General features: G+C 61.4%; 35 protein-coding genes. 5 read left to right on the plus strand and 30 right to left on the minus strand.

Going from position 1 to position 26285, the window contains the following annotated elements; translation table 11 throughout:
- Positions 1–77: 77 nt before the first annotated feature.
- Positions 78–1286, plus strand: a complete 1209-nt coding sequence (locus QXU97_00290) for a pyridoxal phosphate-dependent aminotransferase (protein MEM4035051.1) — start codon at positions 78–80, stop codon at positions 1284–1286.
- On the opposite strand, the gene QXU97_00295 is transcribed toward QXU97_00290, so the two are convergent.
- From QXU97_00295 to hypA, 9 genes are all read right to left on the minus strand, one after another.
- Positions 1283–1783, minus strand: coding sequence for an adenosine-specific kinase (locus tag QXU97_00295; protein MEM4035052.1), 501 nt, complete (start codon positions 1781–1783; stop codon positions 1283–1285). The genes QXU97_00290 and QXU97_00295 overlap by 4 nt on opposite strands.
- 211 nt (positions 1784–1994) lie before the next feature.
- Positions 1995–2456, minus strand: a complete 462-nt coding sequence (locus QXU97_00300) for an archaellin/type IV pilin N-terminal domain-containing protein (protein ID MEM4035053.1) — start codon at positions 2454–2456, stop codon at positions 1995–1997.
- Between the two features lie 100 nt (positions 2457–2556).
- Positions 2557–2970, minus strand: coding sequence for a CopG family ribbon-helix-helix protein (locus tag QXU97_00305; protein MEM4035054.1), 414 nt, complete (start codon positions 2968–2970; stop codon positions 2557–2559).
- Positions 2971–3010: 40 nt separating this feature from the next.
- On the minus strand, positions 3011–5338 hold the full coding sequence (gene hypF, locus QXU97_00310; protein MEM4035055.1) for a carbamoyltransferase HypF: 2328 nt from the start codon (positions 5336–5338) through the stop codon (positions 3011–3013).
- Between the two features lie 23 nt (positions 5339–5361).
- Positions 5362–6417: a hydrogenase expression/formation protein HypE gene (gene hypE, locus QXU97_00315; GenBank protein MEM4035056.1), complete on the minus strand. Its 1056-nt coding sequence runs from the start codon at positions 6415–6417 to the stop codon at positions 5362–5364.
- Entirely contained in the window at positions 6414–7541 is a 1128-nt protein-coding gene (hypD, locus tag QXU97_00320) for a hydrogenase formation protein HypD (protein MEM4035057.1), read from the minus strand. Before hypD ends, hypE begins: the two co-directional genes overlap by 4 nt.
- Complete coding sequence (locus QXU97_00325) at positions 7507–7770, minus strand: HypC/HybG/HupF family hydrogenase formation chaperone (GenBank protein MEM4035058.1); 264 nt, start codon at positions 7768–7770, stop codon at positions 7507–7509. Before QXU97_00325 ends, hypD begins: the two co-directional genes overlap by 35 nt.
- 6 nt (positions 7771–7776) lie before the next feature.
- Positions 7777–8514, minus strand: coding sequence for a P-loop NTPase (locus QXU97_00330; GenBank protein MEM4035059.1), 738 nt, complete (start codon positions 8512–8514; stop codon positions 7777–7779).
- Between the two features lie 3 nt (positions 8515–8517).
- On the minus strand, positions 8518–8916 hold the full coding sequence (gene hypA, locus QXU97_00335) for a hydrogenase nickel incorporation protein HypA (GenBank protein MEM4035060.1): 399 nt from the start codon (positions 8914–8916) through the stop codon (positions 8518–8520).
- A 175-nt stretch (positions 8917–9091) separates the two neighbouring features.
- Here hypA and QXU97_00340 point away from each other — a divergent pair, with 175 nt between their 5' ends.
- Positions 9092–9475, plus strand: coding sequence for a hypothetical protein (locus tag QXU97_00340; protein ID MEM4035061.1), 384 nt, complete (start codon positions 9092–9094; stop codon positions 9473–9475).
- 62 nt (positions 9476–9537) lie between these two features.
- On the opposite strand, the gene QXU97_00345 is transcribed toward QXU97_00340, so the two are convergent.
- From QXU97_00345 to infB, 9 genes are all read right to left on the minus strand, one after another.
- Positions 9538–9687, minus strand: coding sequence for a hypothetical protein (locus tag QXU97_00345; GenBank protein MEM4035062.1), 150 nt, complete (start codon positions 9685–9687; stop codon positions 9538–9540).
- Positions 9687–9908 (minus strand): hydrogenase maturation protease, encoded by a 222-nt coding sequence (locus QXU97_00350; GenBank protein MEM4035063.1) that lies wholly within the window; start codon positions 9906–9908, stop codon positions 9687–9689. Before QXU97_00350 ends, QXU97_00345 begins: the two co-directional genes overlap by 1 nt.
- Positions 9905–10474: a DUF359 domain-containing protein gene (locus QXU97_00355; GenBank protein ID MEM4035064.1), complete on the minus strand. Its 570-nt coding sequence runs from the start codon at positions 10472–10474 to the stop codon at positions 9905–9907. The genes QXU97_00350 and QXU97_00355 overlap by 4 nt, the downstream gene beginning before the upstream one ends.
- The gene (gene spt4 / locus QXU97_00360; GenBank protein ID MEM4035065.1) at positions 10471–10656 is read right to left on the minus strand and encodes a transcription elongation factor subunit Spt4; all 186 of its coding nucleotides are present in this window, start codon (positions 10654–10656) and stop codon (positions 10471–10473) included. The genes QXU97_00355 and spt4 overlap by 4 nt, the downstream gene beginning before the upstream one ends.
- Positions 10657–10683: 27 nt before the next feature.
- On the minus strand, positions 10684–11205 hold the full coding sequence (locus tag QXU97_00365; protein MEM4035066.1) for a DNA-directed RNA polymerase: 522 nt from the start codon (positions 11203–11205) through the stop codon (positions 10684–10686).
- 73 nt (positions 11206–11278) lie between these two features.
- A complete protein-coding gene (locus QXU97_00370; protein MEM4035067.1) occupies positions 11279–11716 on the minus strand; it encodes a hypothetical protein in 438 nt (145 codons plus the stop codon).
- Positions 11698–12942, minus strand: coding sequence for a translation initiation factor IF-2 subunit gamma (locus QXU97_00375; GenBank protein ID MEM4035068.1), 1245 nt, complete (start codon positions 12940–12942; stop codon positions 11698–11700). Before QXU97_00375 ends, QXU97_00370 begins: the two co-directional genes overlap by 19 nt.
- A 29-nt stretch (positions 12943–12971) precedes the next feature.
- A complete protein-coding gene (locus QXU97_00380) occupies positions 12972–13613 on the minus strand; it encodes a S6e family ribosomal protein (protein MEM4035069.1) in 642 nt (213 codons plus the stop codon).
- 115 nt (positions 13614–13728) lie between these two features.
- Entirely contained in the window at positions 13729–15996 is a 2268-nt protein-coding gene (gene infB, locus QXU97_00385) for a translation initiation factor IF-2 (GenBank protein ID MEM4035070.1), read from the minus strand.
- A 101-nt stretch (positions 15997–16097) separates the two neighbouring features.
- Here infB and rpl7ae point away from each other — a divergent pair, with 101 nt between their 5' ends.
- Complete coding sequence (rpl7ae, locus tag QXU97_00390) at positions 16098–16484, plus strand: 50S ribosomal protein L7Ae (protein MEM4035071.1); 387 nt, start codon at positions 16098–16100, stop codon at positions 16482–16484.
- Positions 16485–16559: 75 nt separating this feature from the next.
- On the opposite strand, the gene QXU97_00395 is transcribed toward rpl7ae, so the two are convergent.
- Entirely contained in the window at positions 16560–16799 is a 240-nt protein-coding gene (locus QXU97_00395) for a 30S ribosomal protein S28e (GenBank protein ID MEM4035072.1), read from the minus strand.
- Positions 16800–16927: 128 nt separating this feature from the next.
- On the opposite strand from QXU97_00395, the gene QXU97_00400 reads away from it, so the two are divergent.
- Together QXU97_00400 and ndk are read left to right on the plus strand one after the other, a co-directional pair.
- Positions 16928–17116 (plus strand): 50S ribosomal protein L24e, encoded by a 189-nt coding sequence (locus tag QXU97_00400; GenBank protein ID MEM4035073.1) that lies wholly within the window; start codon positions 16928–16930, stop codon positions 17114–17116.
- 5 nt (positions 17117–17121) lie between these two features.
- Positions 17122–17544, plus strand: a complete 423-nt coding sequence (ndk, locus tag QXU97_00405; GenBank protein ID MEM4035074.1) for a nucleoside-diphosphate kinase — start codon at positions 17122–17124, stop codon at positions 17542–17544.
- On the opposite strand, the gene QXU97_00410 is transcribed toward ndk, so the two are convergent.
- The 11 genes from QXU97_00410 to QXU97_00460 form a co-directional block, all read right to left on the minus strand.
- Positions 17535–19277, minus strand: coding sequence for a glutamate--tRNA ligase (locus QXU97_00410; protein MEM4035075.1), 1743 nt, complete (start codon positions 19275–19277; stop codon positions 17535–17537). The genes ndk and QXU97_00410 overlap by 10 nt on opposite strands.
- 46 nt (positions 19278–19323) lie before the next feature.
- Positions 19324–20343 carry a polyprenyl synthetase family protein gene (locus QXU97_00415; protein MEM4035076.1) on the minus strand — a complete coding sequence of 340 codons (1020 nt, stop codon included), beginning with the start codon at positions 20341–20343 and terminating at the stop codon, positions 19324–19326.
- A gap of 65 nt (positions 20344–20408) precedes the next feature.
- Positions 20409–21527 (minus strand): type 2 isopentenyl-diphosphate Delta-isomerase, encoded by a 1119-nt coding sequence (gene fni, locus QXU97_00420; GenBank protein ID MEM4035077.1) that lies wholly within the window; start codon positions 21525–21527, stop codon positions 20409–20411.
- Positions 21524–22330 carry an isopentenyl phosphate kinase gene (locus QXU97_00425; protein MEM4035078.1) on the minus strand — a complete coding sequence of 269 codons (807 nt, stop codon included), beginning with the start codon at positions 22328–22330 and terminating at the stop codon, positions 21524–21526. The genes fni and QXU97_00425 overlap by 4 nt, the downstream gene beginning before the upstream one ends.
- A complete protein-coding gene (locus tag QXU97_00430; GenBank protein ID MEM4035079.1) occupies positions 22299–23129 on the minus strand; it encodes a hypothetical protein in 831 nt (276 codons plus the stop codon). Before QXU97_00430 ends, QXU97_00425 begins: the two co-directional genes overlap by 32 nt.
- Positions 23130–23148: 19 nt before the next feature.
- Positions 23149–24033: an AmmeMemoRadiSam system protein B gene (amrB, locus tag QXU97_00435; GenBank protein ID MEM4035080.1), complete on the minus strand. Its 885-nt coding sequence runs from the start codon at positions 24031–24033 to the stop codon at positions 23149–23151.
- A 115-nt stretch (positions 24034–24148) separates the two neighbouring features.
- The gene (gene rpsB, locus QXU97_00440) at positions 24149–24811 is read right to left on the minus strand and encodes a 30S ribosomal protein S2 (protein MEM4035081.1); all 663 of its coding nucleotides are present in this window, start codon (positions 24809–24811) and stop codon (positions 24149–24151) included.
- Between the two features lie 9 nt (positions 24812–24820).
- Complete coding sequence (locus QXU97_00445) at positions 24821–25063, minus strand: DNA-directed RNA polymerase subunit N (GenBank protein MEM4035082.1); 243 nt, start codon at positions 25061–25063, stop codon at positions 24821–24823.
- A complete protein-coding gene (locus QXU97_00450; protein MEM4035083.1) occupies positions 25029–25436 on the minus strand; it encodes a 30S ribosomal protein S9 in 408 nt (135 codons plus the stop codon). Before QXU97_00450 ends, QXU97_00445 begins: the two co-directional genes overlap by 35 nt.
- Positions 25437–25442: 6 nt before the next feature.
- Positions 25443–25901: a 50S ribosomal protein L13 gene (locus tag QXU97_00455; protein MEM4035084.1), complete on the minus strand. Its 459-nt coding sequence runs from the start codon at positions 25899–25901 to the stop codon at positions 25443–25445.
- A complete protein-coding gene (locus QXU97_00460) occupies positions 25901–26281 on the minus strand; it encodes a 50S ribosomal protein L18e (protein ID MEM4035085.1) in 381 nt (126 codons plus the stop codon). The genes QXU97_00455 and QXU97_00460 overlap by 1 nt, the downstream gene beginning before the upstream one ends.
- Positions 26282–26285: the final 4 nt, after the last annotated feature.

Below are 26285 nucleotides of genomic sequence, written 5' to 3' on the forward strand. Positions count from 1 at the left end.
AGCCGCTCGGCTACTCTGCTTCGACAACGCTTAAAGAGGCTCGCCCAGCAGCCGAGAAGTCGAGGAGCGAGAGGAGCTTGAGACTCAGCCCCCTCCTCGAGGAGGTCCAGGGAGAGCAGGTCCACTACTACGCAGCTAAGGCTCGAGAGCTCGAGAGGAGGCGAGGCGTTCGCGTGATAAACTTCGGCGTCGGTCAGCCCGACCTCGACACGCCCGAGCACATTAAGGATGAGGCGAAGAGAGCCCTCGACGCCGGCTTCACGGGCTACACCGACGCGGCCGGAATACGCGAGCTCAGAGAGGCCATCGCTGACTACCTGCGCGAGAGGACGGGCGCGGACGTGAGGCCCGACGAGGTGGTGGTGACGACTGGCGGCAAGACGGCCATATTCATGGCATTGGCAGCCGCGGCCAGGCCCGGGTCCGAGGTCGTGATCGTGGAGCCAGCCTACTACGCCTACCCCCAAGTCGTCAAGTTCCTCGGGGCTAGGCCCGTCTACGCGAGCATGAGGTGGTCGCCGGGGCGGGGGCACGAATTCGACGTGGACGAGATCGCGAGGCTGATCGGCGAGAGGACCAGCGCGGTCGTGCTAAACAGCCCCCACAACCCCACGGGCGCCGTGTTGGAGCAGAGAGCTATGGAGGAGATAGTCGAGGAGGCCTCGAGGGTCGGGGCGGCGGTGATCTCGGACGAGGTGTACGAGTGGTTCGTCTACGAGGGCTCGTTCGCCAGCGTGCTCGAGACCTCGGGGTGGAGAGACTCGGCGATCCTCGTCCAGTCCTTCAGCAAGACCTTCCGCATGACTGGCTGGAGGCTTGGCTACGTCGTCGCCAGAAGGGACGTGGCGGAGAAGCTCGTGAATCTGGCCGTGACCCTCTACACCTGCGCTCCCAGCTTCGTGCAGAAAGCGGGCGTGGCGGCGCTGAGAGGAGGGCTCGAGGAGGTCGAGGAGATGGTGAGGCTGTTCGACGAGAGGAGGAGGCTCGCGGTCGAGCTACTCCGAGGAGTCCCGGGGCTCGAGGTGCCGGAGCCTCGAGGGGCCTTCTACGTGTTCCCGAGGGCGGTCAGGCTCCTCGAGGCCTCGGGCCTCGACGAGAGGGCCTTCGCCGAGAGACTCCTGGAGGAGGAGGGGGTCCTCGTGACGCCGGGCACGGTCTTCCCAAAAGAGGCCGGGCGGGGCTTCGTCAGGCTGAGCTACGCGATGAAAAAAGACCTCATTGTCGAGGGGATCTCGAGGCTGAGAGCCTTCGCCGAGAGGATCCTGTCGGGGGCGAGGCGCTGCTAGCCCCTCTTGTAGCCTATTCTCCTCAGGAATTCTACCCTCTCTCTCCTCTTCTCCTCGTTCTCCACGCCGAGGGGAGTGAAGCCGTCGACTACGCCTAGCAGCGCTCTGCCCTGAGTGGTCTCAGCCACTATGGCCTGGACGGGGTTGGCGGTGGCTGCCACTATCGTGAGTACCTCGTGCACCTCCTTGAGCCTATTCAAGACGTTGATGGGCCACGCGTCTCTCAGGTAGACGACGAAGACGTGGCCCGCTCCTATCCTCCGAGCCGCCTCGATGGCCAGCTTCACGAGCTCCTCATCGTTTCCGTCGAACCTGATCAGCCTGTCTCCGCTGGCCTCGTTGAAGGCCAAGCCGAACCTTATGTTGGTGCTCGACGTGATGAGAGCCTCGTAGATGTCCTCGACCGTCTTGATGAAGTGAGATATGCCTATTATCACGTTAGTGCCCTTCGGCACGGGCACGTCGACGGCCTCGAGCTTGACGCCGAGGCCCGACAACTTCGATCCCCAGCCTCGAGTTGGCGCCGAGGAGTCCTTAGGCTTTACTTCGAGAGGGCGAGCGGCTCGGCACTCAAGACCCTCGTCACGGCTCGAGAGAGCTCGGGCCTGCCGAGCTCGTCACGGCCCTAAAACTAGTACGAGCCGGAGGAACGAGAAAAAACTTCGCCTCTTCTAGAGCTTAGTCGATCGGCCTCGTCGAAACGAGCCCTTACTTCGCTCTGACGCTTAAGTAGTCGGTGCTGCCCGACGGTGAGACCACTCCTATTATATAAGTCGTGCCCGGCGTCACACTGATGTTCGTAAAGTTGAGGACGAGCCCTGTCACGTTGCCGGGGACGAGCTCGAAGTTCAGCTGTGTAAGGTTGGTCGCGATGAACGTCCAGTTCGCGTGATACAAGGTCACGGTCCAGTTGCCGGCGGGGATGCTCGCTGAGCCGACGTTTCTCACGTAGACCTTGGCTTCCGTGTCGCTGCCCTTCAGCTCTAGCCTCGCGCTCTCGATCAGTATCTGAGTCTGACTCTGTTGCGAGGCTCCCGAGACTACCGACGACTTGCCGCCCGAGACCATGCCCACCACGACGACGTAGAGCACCGCGGCCGCCGCGACGCTGACGAGGATCAACAACAGCGTCGCTATGATGGGCGAGACCGCCCTCTCCTTCTTGACCATCTCATTTCTACCTCTTCGCGATCGATCGAAGTTCTATTGGAGCTCTGTTACTTTGTTTTTGTGCGCACGCCTTAATTTTATTAGCCGTCTGAGAGAGGACTCATTCTATCGAGATCACGACGGGGACGGCCTGCTTCACTCCCGGAGAGCTGCGGAGCCTGGAGACCAGAGACTTGATCCTCGGTATTTCCCCCCTAACGGCCACGATCAGTAGGCAGTCCTCCTCGCTCAGGTGCACATGAGTTGAGGCCGGTATCACGTCCATGTGCTCGTGCTGGGCGTCTGTCAGAGCAGAGTCCGCCCCCTCGGCCTCGTGCGAGTAGTGAACCAACACGGCCCCGGCCACGACGCCTCTGTTAAGCCTCCACTCGTTCTGAGCTATGAACTGCCTCACCGCCTCTTGGATCCCCCTGGACCTCGACGGGATCCCGAGCTCCTTGAGGAGAGCGTCGAGCTTCTCGCGAAGGTCGGCGGGCAGAGAGACCCCGCTCTTCACGGTTCTGCCTCCTCTCACGCGAGAGCGACCTCCGATGCTCTATCGAGGAGCCCCCAGATTAGCGCTCCGACGCCAAGCCCAGGAGGACGGCGTAGATCTGACCGAGGGCTATGCCCCCATCTCCGGGCGGCACAAGCCTGTTGACGTGCGCTCTGAGCCTGCCTCCGCTCGCCGAAGCGAGCGCATCGATTATCCCTCTGTAGATGAGCTCGTTCACCGCCGCTCCACCCGAGACGTGCACTCTCTCGACCCCTATCTCCAGGGCCTTCTCGGCTGCTAGCTCGCCCAGGCGAAATCCGACGGCGTATTGAGCGCTGAAGGCCAGGTCCCTCGCGCTCACCCTCCCGCGGAGGTCCCCCCTCAGCCACGACACGACGAGAGGGGACGTCCTCACGACGCGCGAGCCGCCCTCGCGCTCGGCCTCGACTAGCTCCAAGACCTCTCTCGAGAGGGAGCCGCCCCGCGCGAAGGCCTCGAGCTTGATCGCCGGCTCTCCCTCGTAGGTCCTCAATCGGCAGATCCCCAGCATGGCCGAGACCGCGTCGAGGAATCTCCCCGCGCTCGAGGTCAGAATTCTCTCCCTCTCGTGCAGAGCGGCCAAGAGCTCGAGCCTCTCAGCCCCATCCGCTAGGCCCGCGCTCGAGAGGAGACTCGCCGCCTCCTCCGCCCCGAGCTCGCTGGCCGCCATCGAGAATGTCATCCTGAGAGGCCTGAGCGCGGCCAGGTCTCCTCCGAGCATCTTGTGGTACTGCAGGTGGCCCACTCTCTCGTAGCCCTCGCCTCCATGTATCGCCAGCACTTCTCCGCCCCACGCGTTGCCGTCGTCTCCGTAGCCGACGCCGTCTATTGCAATGGCGACGCCGACTTCGTCGCCGGTCTCGGCCATCGCGGAGAGAGCGTGAGCCACGTGATGTTGAACCTCGAGGAGCTCGGAGCCGTGCCTCCTGGCGAGCCTCCTGCCGAGAGCGCTGCTCGCGTACTTCGGGTGCTTGTCCACGACAATGACCGAGTCCTCGTATCTCACGCCGTAAAACTCCGCGAGCCTCTCGACGTAGAGTTTGAGCTCCGCGAGAGCGTCGGCGTCGTCGACGTCTCCGATGAATTGGGTGAGCACGGCTTTATCGTCGAAGCCCACGCCTCCGGCCGCCTGGAGCTCAGCCCCGAAAGCTATCACCCCTCTCTCCAGCCTCCCTCTCAGCTCGATCCACCTCGGCGCATAGCCTCTACCTCTCCTGAGCATCGTGGCGCTCCCTCCGGTGAATCTGAGAACGCTGTCGTCTACTCTATTGACTATGGGTCTGTCGTGTAGCAGGAAGTAGTCGACTATCTCCCTCAGCTCCCTCCTCGCGGCCTCGTTGTCCACGACCATGGGCTTTCCGTGCGAGTTCCCGCTGGTCATGATCAGAAACTTCGGCTCGCACGACTTCAGCAAGAGGTAATGGAGAGGAGTATAGGGCAGCATGACCCCGAGGGAGTCGAGGCCGGGGGCGACGAGCTCCGATACCGGGGCCCCCGGCCTCTTCGGGAGTATCAGGATCGGCCTCTGAGAGGACTCCAGGATCCTCCTAGACTCCTCGCTCAGCTCGACTAGCCTCGAGGCCTCCTCGGCGCTCAGAGCCATTAGGGCGAAGGGCTGCTGAGGCCTCCTCTTTCTCCTCCTCAGCTCCTCGACCACGGAGTCTTCGTCTGCTCTGCACGCCACGTGGAAGCCTCCTATGCCCTTCACGGCCACGATGCGGCCCTCGCTTATCAGCGAGGCGGCGAGCGCTATTGGGTCCTCGGCCTCGATCTTTTCCCCCCTCGAGTCCTCGAGCCATACCCTGGGCCCGCACTTCGGGCAGCTTATCCCCTCAGCGTGATATCTCCTCTCGTTCCAAACGTCCTCGTACTCTCGCCTGCACTCCTCGCAGAGCGGGAAGTGCCTCATGCTCGTGTTCTCCCTGTCGTAGGGGACAGAGTACATCATCGAGTATCTCGGCCCGCACCAAGCACACGAGTTGAAGGGATAGCCGCGCCTCCTATCTCGAGGGTCCTCGACCTCTCCGAGGCAGTGGGGGCACGCGGCCATGTCCGGCGGTATCATCGAGCGGACCAGCCGCCTCTTCTCGCTCTTCTCTATGCTGAACGACGTCAGGCCTAGAGGCTCCGCCTCCTCGATGACTACTCGCCATATCTCGGCCGGGGGAGGGAGGCTCGTCTTGAGGATGCCGAAGAACTTCTCCACGTTCTCCGTCTCTCCCTCGACGTGGACGAACACATCTCCTCCCCCCAGATTCTTCACGTAGCCAGCCACTCCGGCTCTCAGCGCGGTCCTAGCCAGGAACGGTCTGAGGCCCACTCCTTGGACGATCCCGGATAGCAGGATCCTCCTTGCTACTCTGACCAAGATGGGGCCATTCCTCCCCCGGCTCAACAGATCCTGGGGACGGGGTCCCCAATGGGCGGGGGAACCACTCTGAGGCCGCCGATGGCGGTCCTCATTACGACGGCTTCGTAACGGTCCGTGACCTCGCCTATTATCTCGGCGTGCCTCCCCTCGGGGGTCTCTCTGACGGCCTGGAGGACCGCCTCGGCCAGCTGAGGGGCGACCGCCAGGACCGCCTTCCCCTCGTTGCCCAGCTCGAGGGGATCCAGCCCCAGGTACTCGCAGGCGCTCCTGACCTCGTCCCTTATCGGTATCTCCTCCTCCTCGATGATTATGCCCAGACCGGTCTTCTCAGACCACTCATTGAGGAGGGAGGCCAGCCCCCCTCGCGTCGGATCCTGCATGGCCACCACGCCCCCCGCCTCGAAGGCCTTCTCGACCAATCTCGTGAGGGGCGCTACGTCTGATTTGACCGGGGCCTCGAACTTGAGGCCTTCCCTGGCCGAGAGAAGAGCGATAGCGTGGTCCCCGACGTGGCCCGTGAGTATCAGCTTGTCGCCCGGCCTGATGTTCCTATCGAGGAGCCACCTCGATCGCATCTCCCTCCCCACTCTCGCGAGGACCTCGAAGTTGTGATCGAGGAGCCTGTGCCTGAACCCTATCCCGGTCGTTGTCAGGACGACCCCGTCCAAGGCTCCCCTCTCGACCACCTTGGTGTCGCCCGTTATCACCCAGACCCCGGCCTCCCTAGCCGTCGAGGAGGCGCTCTCTAGTATCCTCTCGAGGACCTCCAGGGGGAGGCCCTCCTCGAGGACCATGGCCAGGGCCAGAGCCTTGGGCTCTCCCCCAACCATCAAGACGTCGTTGACGGTGCCGGCGACGGCCAGCCTCCCTATGTCGCCTCCCGGGAAGATGATCGGCTTCACGGTGTAGCTATCGGTCGAGATGACGACGCCGTTGTATGCTCCCGCGTCGTCTAACTCCTCGAGCGGTATGTCGGCCCCCGAGCCCCCCAGCCTCTTCACTACGACCTCGCGTATCAGCTCGTGCATCGCGGCGCCGCCGGCTCCGTGCTCCATTCTGATGACCCTGGAGCTCAAGCTCGCTCGACCTCCCTCCTGAGGATCCTGTGGTCGGCCCATATCTTGCACGTCCCCTCGACCGATACCATGCAGGGGCCCACGGGAGTTCTAGGGGTGCAAACCCTCATGTAGAGGGGGCACTCGGTGGGCGTGGCCTTGCCGATTATCACCTCGGCGCATCTGCACCCTCCCGGCATGCCGGGGTCGCTCCTCGGCTGCTCGATCCCGTAGACCGCCCTCGCGTCCACTCGCGAGTACTTCTCCCTGAAGTCGAAGGCCGACCCCTCTATCAGACCTATCCCCCTCCACAGCCCCTCCTTCAGCTCGAAGACCTCTAGGGCCGTCGCCATGGCCCTCGCGTTGCCCTCCCACGTGACCGACCGCGTGTACTCGTTCTCTATGCTGTACCGAGCCGTCGAGAGCTGCCTCAAGACCATATATATTGAAACTAGGACGTCGAGGGGCTCGAAGCCGCTGAAGACTATGGGCCTCGGGTTCCTCTCGAAGTACTCTCGGTAAGGCCTCATCCCCGTCACCGTGCCCGAGTGGCCAGGCGCTATGAATCCGTCCACCTCCAGGTCCTCCCTGCACATGACCCACCCGACCGCGGGGGGCACGTACCTGTGGCTGCTGAGCACGACCATGTTGCTCGGCAGCCCCCTCAACACGGCGTGAGCCACCGAGGGGCACGTCGTGTCGAAACCCACGCCGAAGAAGACGAACCTCCTCTCCGGCTCGCGAGACGCTATTTCGACGGCGTCCTGGAAGCTGTAGACGATGCGCAGGTCCAAGCCCAGTCCTCTCGCGTCCTCAAGGGACAGCCCCCTCCCTCCTCTAGCTCTAGATACGTCGCCGAAGGTTAGAATCGAGATCCTCTCCTCGAGCCCCAGCCTTATCATGGAGTCTATGTCGGCGGCGGGGAGGACGCAGACGGGGCAGCCGGGTCCGGCTCTCACCTCGACGTTCTCGGGCAGAACGTGCCTTATCCCATAGTGGGTTATGGTCCACTCGTGCGTCCCGCAGACGTGCATTATCAGGATCTTCTCGCCGATCTTCGAGGCCAGCTCCCGGATCTTCTCGGCGATCCTCCTGGCCAGCCTCGGGTCTCTATACCTCTCGAGCACCTTCTTGAGCTCGCTCATATCGTAGCCCCTCGAGCTCGAACAGCTCCCTCCACAGCTCGAGCGTTCTCTCCGCCTCCTCCTCGTCTAGGACCTGTATGGCGTAGCCGGCGTGAACTATCACGTAGTCCCCCACCTTGGCGTCGACGAGCGAGATGAGTACGTTGTCCTTAACCACGCCGCCCCCGAAGTCGACCTTAGCGAATTCTCCGCGTATCTCGACGATCTTGCCCGGATAGCCCAGGCACACTCATCCTCACCCGCCGCGCCTCTCGAAACCCAGCTTCCCCAGGACCGCCGCGACGTGGGGGGCGATCAAGCGCTCTAAGGCCGTAGCGTCTCTCTCGACGAGTTCGTCGAGTCCTTCTACGTACGGCACGCTACCTAAGTATCTGAGGCCCAATCTAGCCGCCTCTTCCTCGACCCTCGAGGTCGAGCCCCCCCTCCTCATGTTCTCGACGACGCCGGCTATCTTGCTCGCCCCGGCGAGCGCCTCCGCTGCTCTCCTCAGCGATGTCGTGGCCAGGAGGGAGTTCGTGGCGACCAACACGAGCTCTCCTCTCGGCACGAGCGAAACCACGTCCAAGATCTCGTCGCCGAGCCCAGGCGGCGTGTCAATCACGAGGACCTCCACGCCCGGCCAGCGCGTCACCGCCAAGATCTCCTTGACTGCCTCGTCGACTTCGTGGCCCCTGAGGGCGAGGGGCTTATCGCCCGAGAGTTGAGCAATGCTGAGGAACCTGATCCCGCGCTCCACGGGAGGGACGAGCCCTTTGTCTTCTAGAGGTCCGCTGAGCCTCGAGCCGAGGAGGTGGTGACACGACGGGTTAGTCAAATCGAGGTCAAGCAGGCCAGCTCTCCAGCCGAGGTCTCTCAGGCTCATCGCCATGGCCACGGAGATCGTGGTCTTGCCTACTCCCCCCTTGCTGCTCGCCACGACCAATGTCCTCAGGCCCTCGAGCCTTCTCCTGATCGCGGCGGGTCTGGGGTCCAAGGTCTACTCAGCCTCGATGCTCTTTATCGAGACTCCTCTCCCCCTAATCACGTCGAGGTCGCTCGAGCCGCAGCGCGGGCACTTAGCGTATGCGTGCAAAAGCTCGGGGACGAAGTGAACCGCCTCGCGCTCCTCATCCGAGAGGCTCAGCTCCTCGAGGAGCAGAGTCTCGTAGCACCCCCTGCAGAGCAGCACAGCCTTCTCGCGCTCGAGCTGGAAGCCCTCTATCCTAGGCTCAACGGACTCCCCGAGGAGACTGAGGGCCTCCTTGAATATGCCCACATCTACCGCTTGGAGCTCCCCGAGGGAGATCCTCACGAGCTTGACGCGCTTGGAGCCATGCTCCCTCGCGAAGCTCGCCACCGCCTCGACGACGGCCTCGGCTAGGCTCCACTCGTGCAAGCTTCACGCCCCGCGAGAGTGTGTCTAGGGGAGGAGGAGTGCATAAAGCTTTTATATTGAGAGTTACCACGTGCGCGAGGGCTCTAGGGCTCTTTAATTAACATAGGACAAAAACGTTGTGAGGATGATCTATTAATATGTTAAGGCTCCAAAATCTGTTAAGACTCCAGAACCTGTGCTGCAAAGTTTCATTGACCAGCTCCACGATGTCGCCCACTACGAGGTCCTCGCTGGAGCGCTCGACGCAGTATCTAGCGCGAGCTCTTATCTTTTACCCGACGCGATGCTCAAGCGGGACCGCAGAGCCTTTGGAGGTGCTAAAGAGGGCGCCGCCGGAAAGTGTTGTCTCTTCGTTCTCTTGGTCGAGGGAGCGGCCCATGACGAGGAGAGGGCGGGAGAGGGCTTCTGGTGCATAGTCGGCGAGGAAGGCAGCAAGACCACACGACGAGCTGTTGACTCGACGAGCTCTCTGAGAAGGCCGCATGTCGTCGTGGCCGTTGGGTCCTGTGCGATCTATGGAGACGCGCGGCGTCCTGGATCACTTGGGGGACAAGAGTGAAGGAGCGGGCCCCGGCCTTCCCGTCGTCTATACATATTGCTCTCCATTGGGCAACGGACAGCTCAGATCAGACCCTCGGAGCCTTTATCCTCTCGCTGAGAAGCCTCGGGCCCGAGGAGGAGGCCAGCTCCAAGAATGTCGCGTATCGTGAGCCCGTGGGAGTCGACGCGTTTGCTCCAGAGGAGATTCTTCCCCTCGAGCTCGATGACCATTAGCGTGCCGGACTCCTCGCCGGCGTCACCGCGTCCACGAAGATCACCGCGCCGTAGGATCCTCCGAGGATCTTGAGGAAGACGTCGTAGAGATTCGTGTCCGCGTCCAGCACCTCGACGTCGTCCGGGAGCCTTCTCTCCGCCGGAGCCCTAACCACAGCGGATCCGAGCCCATCGTCTCTCCTGAGCTCGTTTCCCACTCCCGCTATTAGGACCCTCAAGCCGACTCCACAGACCTAGAGGCTGCTGCGACCTCCATGAGCGACAAGAGATCGCAGGCCGCGGCCCTCCACGTCGCACTCGTCGGTAAGACCACCGCCCCCTCGCCTGGCTGCCCGTACATCAGCAAGGCTCCGCCGAGGAGTCGAGTCGAGCGCGAGCACAAGATCGCGAGGGGCGCGAGGTCCTCCTCGCCTTCCACCACGAGTAAAGCCCCTCTCCTTGCTCCTCGACCTAGCGCGCGCTCGAGGACGAACTCCAGCTCGACGACATTGAGATGGCCGGGGGGATTGGCGACCTCGGAGACGACCTCGAGCTTCGATATCGCCGAGCCGAGCTCCGGGGGGGCCGCCGAGCGCTCCACTCTGCCATCGATCACCGCGAGGATCAGCCTCTCCAGCGCGACCAGGGAGCACTCTCTCGCAGTAACATCCCCCACCGCCACGAGAGCCGGGGACTCCTCGGCGAGGACCTCTCTCGCTCCTCCCTCGACGAGAGGACCGAGAGGTCTCTTGAGCTCTCTCCTGAGGCTCTCGGGCAGAGCCAGCAGGACCACTCGTTTAGTCACCTGATCTTCAGCGCATATCTCCCGGGCTTCTTCACGTCGAGGATCCTCGCTACCTCGGACCTCTCGGCGTCCAAAACAATGACTACGCCCTCCCACTCCGTCGTGAAGGTCTTGCCGCCGCAGTTGGGGCAGACCTCCACCTCCGGCTCCACCAACAGCTTGCACCTAGTGCAAGCTTTCATGCTCGTCGCTCTCTTGGACAGGACTCGTCACCTTCTCTTCCCTAAGTATGGCTGCCTCATGGTGAGTTGCACTCTCAGCCCCTCGCGCTCGCTGCTAGCGCTCACGCCAACGACTCTGGCCCTCACGGTGTCTCCCACCTCGATGGTCTCATTGAGCTTCTTAATTATGAAGCCCGGGCGCGAGGGATCGTACTCGACGTACTCGTCGGATATTTGAGACTTGTGCACGAAGCCGTCGACGGGTCCCAACCTAACGAAGATCCCGAAGTCCTTGACGTCGACTACGGGGCCCTCCACGACCTCGTGGAGGACCGGCTTATAGCACAGAAGCATGGCCTCGACGGCGTGGTAGCTGCCGCCGTCTCCCGGGAGGATCCTGCCCATAGGTTCCACCTGGACGTCGTAGACGCCGATCACCACGCCGAGCTCGCGGTCGACGAGCCCTATGTATTTTTGATTTAGGGTCTCGAGGGCCACTTGCTCCAGCGGATCGAGCAGCCTGTGGGGAGGTATTCTCACCACGTCCCTTAGCTTAACGACATAATACATAGCTCGACGCCGCTCCTTCATGCTCCGCGCGGCTCTTAATTTCCCTTAAATTATCGAGAGACAGTCTCCGGCCTCATATCAGCGGCTCTCTCTCTAGCTCGAATCTCCTCTGCGACTCTCGATAGAATAGAGTAGGCACACCGGCTCGCCTAAGTCTTCCTCGGAGCTCCCTATCGCTCGTGGCCACCACGACTATCGCTCCGCTCTCTCTGAGCTCGAGAGCTAGCTCGAGCAGAGCTTCGTCGGCCTTCTCGGCCTTCTCCGCGGCGGGGGTATCGCTGCAGATCCTCGCGGCGATCTCGAGAGCCCTCTCCGCTCTCCTGCCCAGTTCGCCGCCTCTGGCTCTCAGAGAGACTAGCTCCTCGATCACGGCTCTCGGGCACAGGACTCGCGGCTTCACGTCGAGCAGCTCGGAGAGAGCCTCCTCGACCGGTAAGCCCTCGGCCCTCATCAAGAGGGCGTTGCTGTCCAGCAGGAGCAGAACGCCTCTCGCTACCTCAGGATGCCCCAACCTATGAGCCTCCATCTCCCCAATACCTGTCTGCCCAGAGCTACTCTGGACCCCTCGATGTGGGCCACGGGCCTCCTCAGCGACACCTCCATAGAGTCCCCGCTCACGCTCGTCACAGTGCCCAACGTTATCGCCGTCCCTATAGTCAACATGAGGAGCTCCTTAGGTCTCACGGGCTCGACGCGCTTGAATTCGCGTAGACCCACGACTCTCTCGAGGAGGTGGTACTCGACCTCGATCTCCGTGAGACTCTCGGGCTCTTTGCCAGAGAGCGTCAAGACGTTCCCCACGAGCCCGTCCGCTTTCGCGAGAGAGGGGTCTAGCTCGGTCCCAATCGCCACCAAGCCTCCCGGCCTAGCCCTCTCTACCTCCACGTCTCCGAACCTCATGGATGTTATCTTCGTGCGGAGGGGCTCGTAGGTCTCGCGACCGCTCGGCTTTACCACCTTAGTCCCCGGAGTCAGAACCACCTCTTGCCCCACCCTCAGCTCCCCCTGCATCACGCTGCCGCCCACCACTCCTCCCACGAGCTTATCCGCGGGCGTACCGGGCTTATTGACATCAAAACTCCTGGCCACGTACATGAGGGGGGGCTTCGATGGATCTCTCTCGGGAGTTGGTATGTACTCCTGTATGGCCATCAGGAGGGCGTCCACGTTAGCTCTCTTCAACGCGCTCACGGGTATTATCGGAGCGTCCTCGGCCCACGTGCCCTCGACGAGCTTCTTTATCTCAGCATAACTCTCCTTGGCCCGCTCCGGGCTCACAATATCGACCTTGTTCTGAACTATGATGAGCCTCTTCGTCCCAATTATCTGGAGCGCCACGAAGTGCTCCAGAGTTTGAGGCTGAGGGCACTTCTCGTTCGCAGCCACCACGAGCAGCGCCCCGTCCATGAGAGCCGCGCCGGAGAGCATCGTGGCCATTAACACTTCGTGGCCAGGGGCGTCTACATACGACACCCTCCTCTCGAGCAGAGGCTCAGAGCCCTCGGGGCACTCAGCGCAGGTGGGGAAGGGCGAGTAAGCTTGGGGGGGCTCGCAGCCCGAGCACCTGTATATGGCCCCATCCGCGTAGCCGAGCTTTATCGTCATGCCTCGCTTGAGCTCCTCGCTATGCCTAGACGTCCAGACCCCCGTCAGCGCTGCCACGAGTGTGGTCTTGCCGTGGTCCACGTGACCGGCAGTCCCTATGTTGACCTCCGGCTGCCTCCACTCCTCACCCATTCGATCTCCTACCTCCGCGGCATCGCCCCTCAATCTAGCACGAGCTTCGCGTTGACCTGGACCAAGTCGTCGACTATAGTGTTGCCCCTCACGATTCTGCGCTCTCTGAGCCCCCTCTTCTTGGGCCTGAAGCCGGGAGGCTGAGAGATCAGTACCCTCTTCTTCGCTCCGCCCGGCACGTCCGGCCTCATGGGGAACCCGCTGCTATCCGAGCCCCCAGTTATGACGAGCTTTCCTCTGAGCCCTACGAGCGAGGCGTCGATCTCGTCCCCTATCTTGAGACCCAGGAGCCTCCTGCTCTTAGAGTCGTCGAGTTGGAGCTGGAAAGCGCGGGACGGCTCTATTTCCCCTCTAGCCTCTTCGCCGCCCGTCGCCTCGATCAGCAGAGCCGCCGGCAGCTTGACGAGGTCCTCCTCGAGAGAGTCGCTGAGATACACCTGGACGTGGTGCTTCGCTGTTTTCCCTTCGGCGCTCGGAATCTTAATGAGGGCCACGTCGCCCTGGCTGAGCCCGATCCTCTCGGCCAAGCTAGGGCTTATCAACGCTCGGGGGAGAGCTCTCTTCTCTCTGTGGCTCTTGTCGAGCTTCAACGAGTCGTCGGCCATCAGCCTGACCTCTGCTCTCTCCGCTTTGCTCCTCGGTATCGACACAACGAGCTTGAACTCAGGCATGCTGGGCCCCTCGGCGTCGAATCCTCCTCGCTTTCTCGAGTCGCCGGAAAGTAGGTTCGCTGGATTAAAATGATTTAGCGGCGGGGTCTCTCCGCGCGCCGAACCGGCCGAGAATTTAGACCAGAGCGTAGAGAGGATCCGTTCTACGCTTTATCTCGGCTATCTCTTTGAGGACGTAGACCTCATCGTCGCTTATCATTTGCCTGAACTTCGTGAGCAGAGCCCTCGCGTGAGCGTCCGGCACGTCCGTGTAGAGCACGTCGCCCTCCTCGACGTGTCTCCCCACCATAACGTTGCCGCGTATAGAAATCGCGATCTGGGCTCCAGCTCTAGCCTGCTCGACGGCGCGGCCTTTGTCTTGCAGTTGCATAACTACGCCGAGCCTCCTGCCGTCGCTCCTCATGAGCGGGGCCCCTGGCCTCAGCACTCCCCCCAACACCTCGACCCCCACTATGGCCGGCTCGCTCCTCCTGAAGACGCAGCCCGGTATTATCCTAATCTTCGCTGGTCTAACGATTGTCTCCAGCTCTCTCATGACCTCCTCGAGCTCGAGCCTCCTCTTCCACTCCTCGTATTCCTCGATGATTCTGTACGTTATGTTGCCGAGTATCACCTTGACGCCCTCTCTCGCTGCCTCAAGCTCGGCCTCCTTAGTTAACTTCACGTTGAATCCCAATATCACGCCGAGAGACCTCGACTCTCGAAGCGAGACCGCAGCCTCGATCACGTCGCGTCTCACGATGTGCCCTACGTCGGCTAGCCTCACGGGGATATCGCGCTTTCTGAGAGCCTCAACGAGAGCTTCGAGCGTGCCGAGTGTGTCGGCCTTTACTACGAGGCCCGATTTGTCCGTCTTGATCCTAACGCTCTCTATCTCCTCAATGACTCTCCTCTTATACTCCTCGATCTCCGCCTCATTGGCGACCGAGTAGAACGTGCCGCCGGGCACCGCCTCCTCCAGGCGAGGGGCAACGATCTTGACGCCGCAGGCCGCGTGAACCTCTTCGACGGAGACGAAGCGATCCTCCGGGCTCCGTATCTCCTGCAGAGGCTTCGGCATTAAAAGGGCCCTCACTCTGGTCACAACAGCTCCGGTCGAGGACCCGAACACTATGGTGTCGCCCCGTCTGAGCGCGCCATCGTATAATATGGCGTCGGCCGTGAGGCCCAGCCCCGGCTCCTCCTTGAGCTCTAGGAGCACGCCCCGCCCCAACCCCTCGGCGTAGACGAGCTTGTCTTTGAGGTACTGCTGCGTCAGTCCGGCCAACACGGCGAGAAGCTCGGCTACGCCTTCGCCGGTCTTGGCCGAGACAGGGACTATGGCTACGGTCTTGGTGAAGTCTCGGATTCTATCGAATCTATCGGATAAAAAGCCGCGCTCTGCCAGTTGACCGATCAATCTATATATCCTATCGTCGAGGGCTCTCAGAGCCTCCTTCGACTGCTTCTTGGCGCTCAAGATGAAGGGCTCATCGGGCTGGGGCCTCCAGCCCGGCACCCTGTCTATCTTATTCGCGGCCACGAGGAAGGGGACCTTCCTCTGCCTCAGCAGCTCGATGCTCTCGTCAGTCTGCTCCTTGACCCCCTCGTTTACGTCGATCACCAACACGGCGAAATCCGCGACCGAGCCTCCGCGCCTCCTTAAGCTCGCGAAGAGTTCGTGGCCCGGCGTGTCTATGAAGAGCAGGCCCGGTATGGTCAGCTTGAAAGGTATTAGAGCCTTGAGAGGACGCGCTATCTCCTCGATGACGTGCGCCGGAACGAGGCTCGCTCCAATGTGTTGCGTCATCTCGCCTGGCTCTCGCCTCGCCACGGTCGTGCCTCTTATCTTATCGAGGAGCGTCGTGTTGTGAGCCACGATCTCCTCGGCGACGAAGTTCTGGAAGCCCGGAACGCTGAGGTCGTACAGAGGGCCCTCGTAGCGCTCGGCGGTCACGCGCTCTACGCGCTCGAGAGAGGGAGAGAGCCCCTCGACGACTACTATGCTGTCCCCGGCACGGAGCTCGCGAGCTGGGACCCACCCGCGCGTCGTGGCGAAGGGGTGGGTAGACGAGCTCCTGAGCCTCTTGCCCCTCTCGGTGACGACTTCGTAGATCTCCCCCTCGTAGTTTACGCGCCAAGCGTGAGAGGCCCTCGCCGCTCGCAGCCTCGACTCCTCTGGATCCAGCGACAGCACCACTACGTCGACGCGCCTCCTCTCGTGCGCCCCCACGCGCTCAATCGTTCCCCTCCCGGACTCGAATAGCTCGGATATCTCGACGAGCTCCGCCCCCCCTTTCTCGAGGACTCGCACTCGCTCATCTGGATGGAGGCACTTGCCGTGGTCCACGTGGCCCAGCACGGTCACTATAGGCTGCCTGAGCCTCCTACTCTTCTCGCTCACCGCCTCTTCACCTCGGCTCATCGATCTACGACACACAATCTATTAATCCCCCCCTAAAATGATATAGAGAGGTCGATGAAGAACCCGAGGGGTGATGATGATTGAGCAAAGCCGCGGGGAAGGCCTTCTACGTTAAGTTCAACGTCCCGCCCGAGTTGGCCGAGAAGGCCTATAAGCTCGTTCAAATAGCTCGCGAGACTGGTAAAGTGAAGAAGGGCACGAACGAGACGACGAAGGCCATCGAGCGGGGCCTGGCCAAGCTCGTCGTCATAGCCGAGGACGTGGATCCGCCCGAGGTCGTGGCCCATCTGCCTCTCCTCTGCGACGAGAAGAAAGTGCCGTACGTCTACGTGCCGAGCAAGAAGAGGCTAGGCGAGGCCGTCGGCATAGAAGTGCAGGCCGCATCCGTGGCCGTGATAGAGCCAGGAGAGGGCCAGGGCCTCCTCAACGAGATCGTGAGCGCCGTCAGCTCGCTGAGGACGCGCTGACTCGGTGGCAGCTCAGAAGGAGCTCGACTCGACGACTAGCCGACGAGTGGTGTCGCGTCTCTCGGACCTTATATCTCATCTCCTACCGGTGAGCTTTCTAGCTTCTCTCTCGGTCTCACGCAAGATCAATATGTCGCCCAGCCTGACCGGGCCCCTCACGTTCCTCGTTAGGATCCTCCCTTTATCCCGACCCTCTAGAACTCTCACTCGAACTTGAGTGACTTCGCCGCTCACGCCGGTTCTACCAATGATCTGGATTACCTCGGCTGGAAAGCCTAGCTCCTCCGTGATGTCCCTGCCGCTCTCCCCGCTCATGCCACAGGTCCACCGTCTGCTCCTGAGAGCTAGCACGGATTTAAGACTTAGCGAGCGGCCCGCTACTCCGGCGCGCGGAACTGTTATTAGCGCCGCGTCCTCACGGCTGTAGCGAGAGATGGTGCATCGTGACGCGCCTAAAGAAGTGCAGCTTCTGCGGAGCCGATATTCCGCCCGGGCGGGGCTTGATGTACGTCAAAAACGACGGTAGCATCGATTGGTACTGCAGGGGCAAGTGTTACAAGAGCGCCGTCGTGCTCGGCCGCGATCCTAAACGAACGGCCTGGGCCAGAGCTTCCAGGGGGGCTCAGCGTTGAGCTCCGTGGAGAGGACCTTCGTGTTGATAAAACCGGACGGAGTTAGGCGAGGTCTCATTGGGGAGATTCTTAGCAGGTTCGAACGAAAGGGGCTCAAGATAGTCGCGATGAAGATGCTGAAGATGACGCGTGAGCAAGCCGAGGAGCTATACAGTCCTCACCGCGGCAAGGCCTTCTATGAGTCACTCGTTCAGTTCGTGACTAGCGGGCCAGTGGTCGCTCTAATACTCGAGGGGAGCTCGGCCGTCGAGGTGGTTAGGGCCATGATAGGGTCCACCGATGCGAGAAGAGCTCAGCCCGGCACGATACGCGGCGACCTAGCCATCGACATCCAGGAGAACCTCGTGCACGCCTCAGACTCCAGGGAGAGTTACGAGAGAGAGGCCAGGATATTCTTCGATCTCAACGAGCTCGGAGCTCAATCGTGAGCGTATATCATCCTGACTCGAGGGGTCTTCTCTTCAATCCTCGCGAAGCCTACTCTCACGAGTTGGACTACGCCGACGCGCTCTACCTGCTCGGAGCTCGCCACAGAGTCCTCGACGAGCCCCTCGAAGACTCTCAGCTCCTCGCCCTCCGGCTTTAAGAGCTCCGCGCTCAGCGACCTCTCTCGCTTAACCCATTGGATTATTGGTATCCTCTCTCGCCTGGCCTCCTCGAGTCCTCCGCCCACGTTCACGAGCGCGCCCTCTCTTACTTCGAAGTTGCCCAAGCCCATGAGCCTCACTCTCCTCCCGCGAAGCTCGCCGTAATCGTCTGAGGATATCGCGAGGACGTCGCCGTCGCAGACCTCATAAGTCCTCGAGCCCAGCTCTGAGCGATCAGGATGGAAGGGGATCTCGGCGGAGATGCAGCCCCCCAAACCCTCCGCTTTCAGAGCGACGGGGTCGCGGGCGAACATCACGCGGGGCGCCAGAGGGTCCAGCAATTTTCTGTTCTCAGAGGCCAAGTTCGCGTAGCTGAGTTGAGAGTCCGTCCCCTTGATCCCAACGGTCAACATGATATTCCTGATAGCCGTAGGCGAGATGCCTCGCCTCCTGAGCGCCGCCAGCGTGCCGAGTCTCGGATCATCGTAGCTTTCCAAGCCTCTTCCGCCCTCGCTCAGTGCTCGCCTAATGATAGACTTACTCATTATGAAGCCCTCGAGCTTGAGTCTACCGACGTGTATCGTGTTAGGATAGCTCCAGCCCATGTGGGCGTAGAGGAACCTCTGCTTCATCGTGTTCGACTCGTGCTCTCTCCCGCGAATTATGTGAGTCACGCCCATCAGGTGATCGTCGACCGCGGCCGCGAAATTGTAGGTGGGCCAGACCACGTATTTCGAGCCGGTCAGAGGATGCGGGTGCCTCTCCGTGTCTATCACCCTGAGGGCGACCCAGTCCACGGCGCTGGGGTCCTCGAGCTCCCACGACGTCTTCACCCTCACCACGGCCCGTCCTTCTTCGAAGCCTCCTTCCAACATCTTATCGAAGAGCTCGAGGTTCTCCTCGGGAGAGCGCTCGCGCGGCGGATACGGCTTCCTGGCCTCCAGGTGAGAGGAGAATTCCTCCTTGCTCATCGTGTCGACGTATGCTCCGCCGACCTCGATTAGCTTCTCGGCTACGCGATAGTACCGCTCCATTCTCAGGCTCTGAATGTACTCTTCGTCCCAATAGACGCCTAACCACTTGAGGTCCTCGCGTATTTTGGAATACGCGTCGAGCAGAGGCGTCTTGGTCCTGGGGTCCGTATCCTCGAACCTCAAGATCATCTTACCGCGATACATCCTCGCGTACTCGTGGCTCAGGATAGCCACCCTGCTATTGCCTATGTGAATGACGAAGTCCGGGTTCGGGGCGAACCTCGTGACGACGGCCCCGTGCTTAGCGTTTGGGAGAGGAGCCAGAGCTCGGCCTCGGTCCTCCGCCGCTCTCTCCACCTCAGCTCCTAGGAGCTCCGGGTGCTTCTCTTCCAACAGCTTCTTCTGCTCCTCCGGGCTCATGGAGTTGACCTCTCGCGTCGCCTCCTCCGCCGCTCTAGCTACCTCCTGCACTCTAGCCCGCAGGTCGGGCCTCTCAGCCAATATCTTGGAGATTATCACCTTCGCCGAGGCCTTTCCGCCGTGCTTGTAGGCGTTGAAGAGTGCGTGCTTTAGGGCCAGCTGATAGAGCTCCTCGCTCATTTCCAAATGCTCTCGCCCCGGCTCCGATCGGTCCGGCTTCCTCGTGCTACTTCGACCTCTCTACCACGTATAGAGCGAGAGCTCTGAGCGCGTCGATGTACTCGGGCCTGGGAGCGTCCCTTAATCTCTCGAGATGCTCCAGGGCCTCGAGCGCCCGACGCCTCGCCTCCTCTTCCACCTCCTCGGCTATGCCCTCAGCTCTCAAGAGCTCCGCGACTTCCTCATACGCGCTCCTGGGAGCGTCTCTCTTCCCCAACACGCCTAGGAGCTTGTCGCGCAGCTCGTTGCTTCCCCGCGCGAGCGCTCTGATGACGAGCAAAGTCTTCTTGCCCTCTCTCAAGTCGCTGAACACAGGCTTACCGATTTCCTCCTCGGTCCCGTACATGCCGAGCAGATCGTCCTTCACCTGGAAGGCCACCCCAACGTTGAGCGCGTAGCGCCCTAGGGCGTCGACGTGCTCGTCGGGCGCTCCGGCGAGCAGAGCCCCCATCCTGGCCGAGGCCTCGATGAGGGCTCCTGTCTTCTTGCGGACCATCTCGAAGTACTCGTGCTCAGACACGCTTGGGCTGCTCTCGAAGTACATGTCGAGAGCCTGGCCCTCGGCAACGACCCGAGCGGCTCTGGCCAGCTCGAAGAGGGCGGAGAGAGTTCTCCGAGGATCGACGCTCGCACTCATCAGGGCACTTGACGACGCTACCTCGAACGCTTTCGCGAAGAGAGCGTCTCCGGCTGTTATGGCCATTGGGACACCCCACAACCTATGGACCGTCGGCACGCCCCTCCTGAGGTCGTCGTTGTCCATCACGTCGTCGTGTACGAGCGTGAACGTGTGGACCAGCTCGACAGCCGCGGCGAAGGGCAGGAGGACCTCGTAGTCGGCCCCGCTCGCTAAGCCCGATGCAACTAGGAGGACCGGCCTGAGCCTCTTGCCGCCGACTTTGATCAAGTGGGTCGCCGCGTCGTAGAGCTCGCGCGGCTCTCCCGTCACCGTCCTCGCTATAAGCGAGTTTACATCGGAGCTCACGCGCCTGATTAGCTCCGCGAGGAGCTCGCGATCTTCGCTCAATCTACCTCCTACCACGTTCTCGATCCTCCGAGCCTATTTCTCTGAGGTTGCCGTGCCATCGCTCCTCACGTAATCGGCAAGCGCAGTAGAGCCTGCCATCCGGGGATCCTCTGCTGGAACCAAGATAAGAGCCTGGGCCCCAACACTATGGGTGCTCTTCGGAGTTCTTCGAAATTCCGCGAGCCTGTCAAGAAGAGGGCTCTCCTCAGCTCGGCCTTGAACCTCTCTACGTAAGCGTCGAGGCTCTCCTCGGAGCGGAGAGCCAGCCTGAAGAGCGGGAGAGCCATGCCGACGGCGCCCGCGCCGAGCCTCATCGCGGCGGCCGCGTGGAGGCCGCTCCTAATACCGCCGCTCCCGATCACGAAGGCCTGGGGGTGAGCGGCTTTTACCTCGACTATGCTGGCAGCCGTGGGGATCCCCCACGAGAGGAACGACTTGGCTGCCCCGGCCAATACCTCGTCGCCTCTTCTCTTGCATCTGAGCATCTCGATTTTGATCCAACTCGTACCGCCGCGACCCGCCACATCTATATAGCTCACTCCGGCGTCTCTCAGCATTCTGGCGGCTTCGAACGAGACGCCGCACCCCGTCTCCTTAACTATGAGCGGGACCTTGAGGGACCTCGCGAGCCTCCTCACTTTCTCGAGCGCACCGGAGTATAGGGCGTCTCCTTCGGGCTGAAAGACCTCTTGAGCCGGATTGAGGTGCACCGCCAGGGCGTCCGCGTCGACCGCCTCGACTAGGCGATTAGCCGCGTCGGCGGGATCCTCGTCGGGTAGCTGCTGAACCCCGATGTTGCCTATTACGGGAGCTTCTCCAGCCTCCTCGCGGAGGACACGATAGGAGCGCAGTATCTCCTCGTTTTCGCCAGCCTCCATGAGGGCCCGCTGGCTCCCCATCTCGACGGCCAATTTGTGCCTACGAGCGAGCCTAGCTAGCCTCCTGTTAACCTCGACTGAGAGAGGGTGGCCCCCGGTCACTCCCTCGACCACTATCGGCGCGTCGAGCTCTCTCCCGAGAAACTCGATCCTCAGGTCGACGCCTCTCAGGTCAATCTCGGGCAAAGGATTATGGACGAAGACGACCTCGTCGAGTAAGGTCTCGCCCTCCTCTACGTCCTCGCTGAGAGCTAAGAGCATGTGCTCCAGCTTCCTCGAGACTGTCTCCTCCAGCTCTCTCCTCACGTCCTCCTCGCCTCGAGTAGCGTCCCGATCACGGGCTCTCCCGTGAGGGCTCTCTCGAGATTGCCGGGCTTGAGGCCCGTTGTGAATAAGACTCGCCCGGAGTAACCCCTCTCGATGTACTTGGCCACAACCTCGAGCTTCGCCGCTATCCCTCCTGTCACGTCGTAGACTCCGCCTATTCTCCGCCCCAAGCTCTTGGCTAGTCTCCTGAGCTCCTCCGGCTGTATTGTTCTCAAGACCCTCTCGCGCCTCCCTCTACTCGGCACGAGGATTCCCGGCACGTCCATCGCGAATACCACGAGCTCAGAGCGCGTGAGCAACGCGAGGTGCATGGTTAGTTCGTCGCCCGATAAGATCATTGGAGCGCAGTCGCCGACGGGGTAGACGGCGTCGCCGTGGAGGAGAGGCACGTGACCTCTCTCGAAAGCCCTCACGACGGCCTCGTAATTACATTCGAGAGCTCCTCTCTCACAATCAAAGTAACACGAGGAGCTGGGGTGAAACACCAGAATTGGGAGGCCGAGCTCTTCCATGCTCTCTGCGACGATCGCGTTGAGTCTTCTCATCAGGCCCGAGATCTTTGGCACAGAGTCGACGTCGAGCTTGCCCTTCTCTTTGATCTCGTGCTCGACCGCATAGTGGCCGAAAGATCCCCCGCCGTGCACCACGACGAGCCTCGAGCCCCTTCTCCAGGAAGTCTCGAGTTCGCGCGATAATCTGCGCACGACGCGCGCTCTCACTCTCATCGGTTTGCCCTTGTCGGTGATGAGGCTACCGCCCAGCTTCACTGCGAGTCTCTCCATCGACACGACGTATCTCCACCTCCACCGCCTCGCCGGGGAGAGAGGGAATAGTCAATTTGACCCTCTCGCGGTTGACCATCGGCACCCGCGCCCCATGCAATACGTGCCACAGAGAGTTGCTTGACCTCAACATAGTAATATCCTCATCGCTGAGCTCCTCCCCCGACGCGAGCTTCGGCAGAAGCCTGGCCAGCGCAGCTACGACTCGAGCCGACAGCTTAGCGGCGTAGTCTAGCAAGTAAGTCGGGTAACCCTTAAGGCGCTCTAGCTTTACTCGACGCATCCCCCCGAGGGCTACCGGCTCTCCCTCGAGCTCGAGCAGCCCCTCCGCCGCGCTATAGATTACAGGTTTATCTAGCTCGATCGCGTTAGCGAGAGCGAGAGCCTCGGTGTGCGTCGAGCCGCGCTCGACTAGCAGCGCTGCCAGAATCGACGTCCTCTCCTCGCGGGTGAAGCCCACCTCGAAGAATCTCTCGAGCGCTATGATGATAGAGTGAGCCGCGAGGGCCGTGGTCGTCATTGCTCCGAGACGTCGAGCACCAGAGACCTTCAACTCTATCTCGACGGGGGTCGGTAGGACCTCTCTCGCCAGCGAGTCGAAGACTAGCTCGACCTCTCGGCGAACTTCGGCGGGTCCTCGCGCGATTACCGACGAGGCTCTGCTCCCGGCTCTTGCTTCGACCCTCAAGGAGATCACGTCTAGCGTAGGATAGGCCAGAGCGGGGGGATCTCTGCCGGGGACCCTATGCGATATCAGCAGCGGAGCGCGCTTCTCCACGAACACCAGAGAACGTCTCAATTCGATCTTCTCCGTCTGCTCAGATGGCGCCCGAGGCTCTGAGCGGGAACTTGGCCGCCACGTAGCCGACGGTGTGGCTCAGGTCGCCGCTCGTGTCTCCCGAAGTGGCGTGCGCGAGGATCTCGGGCCTCCCTCCTCTTCTCCTCCTAGCGAGGAGCATTAAGACCATCACGCCGAGAGGCCCGCACACGCTCACGTCCTCTCTCATGACCACTCTGTAGAACTCCTCAACGTCGAGCGACTCCATGGCCTCTATAGCTCTCATGTCCTTCCTGAAGGTAACGTCGTGGGGGTCGTAGTGATTGAAGTCGGTGCTGGCCAGAATAACGGCGTCCCTGCCTAGCGCCTCCACCGCCTCCTCGAGCTCCGCGACCACGGCCTCGGCCACCGAGGGGGTCTGCTCCAGTGCAACTATCGGTAGAATTTTGACCTCTTCGCCGTATACATATTGAATGAACGGCAGCTGTACTTCGAGGCTATGCTCGAAGAGATGAGCCTCGTAGTCTGGCACGATCACTCCTCCCCTTTTGACCAAGTAGTCTCTGAGCTCTACGTCAACCTCCATGATCCCCAGGGGAGTCCTCCACTTCCTCCACGGGGCGAGGGAGACGGGGGGGCCTGCGCCGGTGTGATTGGGTCCTATCAGGATGATGGTCTCGGGCCTCTTCTCTCGAGAGAGGGCATAGTAGGCGTGGGCAGCGACGGGTCCGCTGTATACGTAGCCGGCGTGCGGCACGACGTAACCTATAGACTCCCGCTCTCCCTCCCCGCTTCTCTCTGGGAGAAGGCCCGGCCCTATTCTGTGCCTGAAGCACCACTCGATCCTGCGTCTCAGCTGAGAAGCGTCGGCCTCGTAGAAGTACCCGGCCACGGCGGGCCTCCTAATGTCCTCCACTTTGCTCACCAAGCAAACGCTCGAGCAAAGGCCTCCGAATACTTTACGGTTCTGGAGATGTATAAGTCGGGGAAGCGCGATAGACGCTCCGTCCGGGCTCCGGCCCTCGCTCGCCTAGGAGCCCTCAGGCCGCGACCTTCGATGCCTTGGCCTCGAAGGCCGCGGGCGGCTCCGGTAGGCTCTGATGCTTAGCTATGAGCCCCCTCGCTCTCAGGATCTCGCGGGCCAGTAGCCAGTAGAGGAGGGCCAAGCTCTTTCTGCCCTTGTTGTTAGCCGGTATCACTAGGTCGATGTCGTCGGTCCTATTGTCCGTGTCGACAAAGGCCACGACCGGGATCCCCATGTTCGAGGCCTCCAACACGGCGTGCTCGTCTGCTCTAGGGTCGGTCACGAGGACGACGTCGGGCTCCACGTACCACTCGAGCCTCGGGTTGGTCAACGTGCCCGGCATGAATCTACCAATCACAGCCTTGGCCCCCGTGTAGTGAGAGAACTTCTCTACAGGGGTGAAGCCGTATTGCCTAACGCTAACGACAAGCAGCTTCCCGGGCTCCGCGGTCGAGAGCATGTTAGCGGCTATCCTCAGCCTCTCGTCGATCTTCCTCACGTCGAGGATATATATGCCGTCCGGCCTTATCCTATAGACGAATTGCTTCATAGTCTTAGTGCAGATGTGCGTCCCTATGTGGACTCCCGCTGCTAGGTACTTCTCTATATCGATGAGGAGCTCAATTTGTGCTCTTCGAACCTCGAGCTCCTGCTCGGTCTCTCTCATGTACGACGACACGGCGCAGTCTCACCTCAGCGACCTAAACTTCATGGCCTGCTCTATTAAGGGCACGTGAGCCACGAGCACTCTCCTACAGCAGTACCTATCTACGCCCAGCTCATCGAGAACGCTCTCGGGCTCCTCGCCGGCCTTCACCCTCTCGCTGAACTCCTCCCAGAGGTGGCCCAGGAGCTTGCCGCACGTGAAGCACCTGACGGGGATCAACAAGAGCTCCTCACCTGTAGGACTTCTGCCACCTCCTCCTAGCACTCCTCCTCATGTACTTCTCGGGCTCGGTCTGCCTAGGGTCCCCGGCCAACATCGTCCTATCGTAAGCCGTGTAGATCCTCCTGAGCTCCTCGGACCCGAAGTACTCTACGAGCCCGCGCGCCAGGGCCATGCGCGCCGCGTCGGCTTGTCCCATGACTCCTCCCCCCTCGACTTTCACTTGGATATCAACGCTTCCCCAGAGGGCCTCGCCAGCTAGTAGGAGAGGCTCCATTATCTTCAATCTCACGAGCTCGTTGGGCAGGAGCTCTAGCGGGACCCCGTTGACCCACACTCTGCCCCTGCCCGGCTTAATCACGACTCTCGCTCGAGCCGTCTTCCTCCTCCCGGCTGCTATGACGATCCTCGTGCTCACTCTACCTCACCCTCGCCAGCCCAGCTGCCTCGCGAGCTCTCCGACAGAGACGCTCTTGCACCTAAGCTTCGAGGCGTCGGCCTCGGGGAATTTGATTTTAATAGCCTCGGCGAACTCGCTCGGCACCCCCGCGTAGACCATGAGGTTCTTAAGGGCCGCCCTCCCTTTGTGCTTGTCCACTGGCAGCATTCCGCGCACCGCGCTCTTGACTATTCTCTCGGGGCTTCTCTCTCTCCTTATCCCCTGCCTCTCCGGGTTCCTGTAGGTCTGCACCTCGAAGATCTTCTTGTAGCCCTCGATGACCGTCCTAGGCTCGCCGCTCAGCAAGGCCTTCTCGGCGTTGACGATTACGATTTTGCGCCCCTCTAGTAGCAGCTTCGCCACTCTACTGGCTAGCCTCCCCAATATCTGATTCTCGGCGTCGATCACCAGGATCCCGGAGCTAACGCCGACCTTACCCGTCATCACGACACCAACCTCTTAGGTCGCGAGAGCACCTCGCGTAGCAGGCTCTCGTCTCTCACCACGTCCTCGATGAGCAGAGGGGTTCCCCCGGCCTCTTTAATCTTCCTCCACGCTTTCACGCTGTACGAGTAAGCCACCACGGTCAGCTTCTTCGTTAGCTCTCCTCCTCCCAATACCTTCCCGGGAACCACCAGCACCTCGCCCTCTCGGCCTATCTCCTCCAGCTCGCCCACGTTGACTGCCACGGCTCTGCGCCTGGGCGACCCCAGCTTCTCCGCGACTCTTCTAAGCAACCTAGATTTGTGAGCTCGAGAGAGCGAGACGAGTCTTCTCAGGAGCCTTCTCTTGAGAGCATTGGTGCTCTTCGTCTCGATCGTCAAGGTC

The sequence above is a fragment of the Fervidicoccaceae archaeon genome (assembly GCA_038878695.1).
GTDB lineage: Archaea > Thermoproteota > Thermoprotei_A > Sulfolobales > Fervidicoccaceae > JAVZVD01.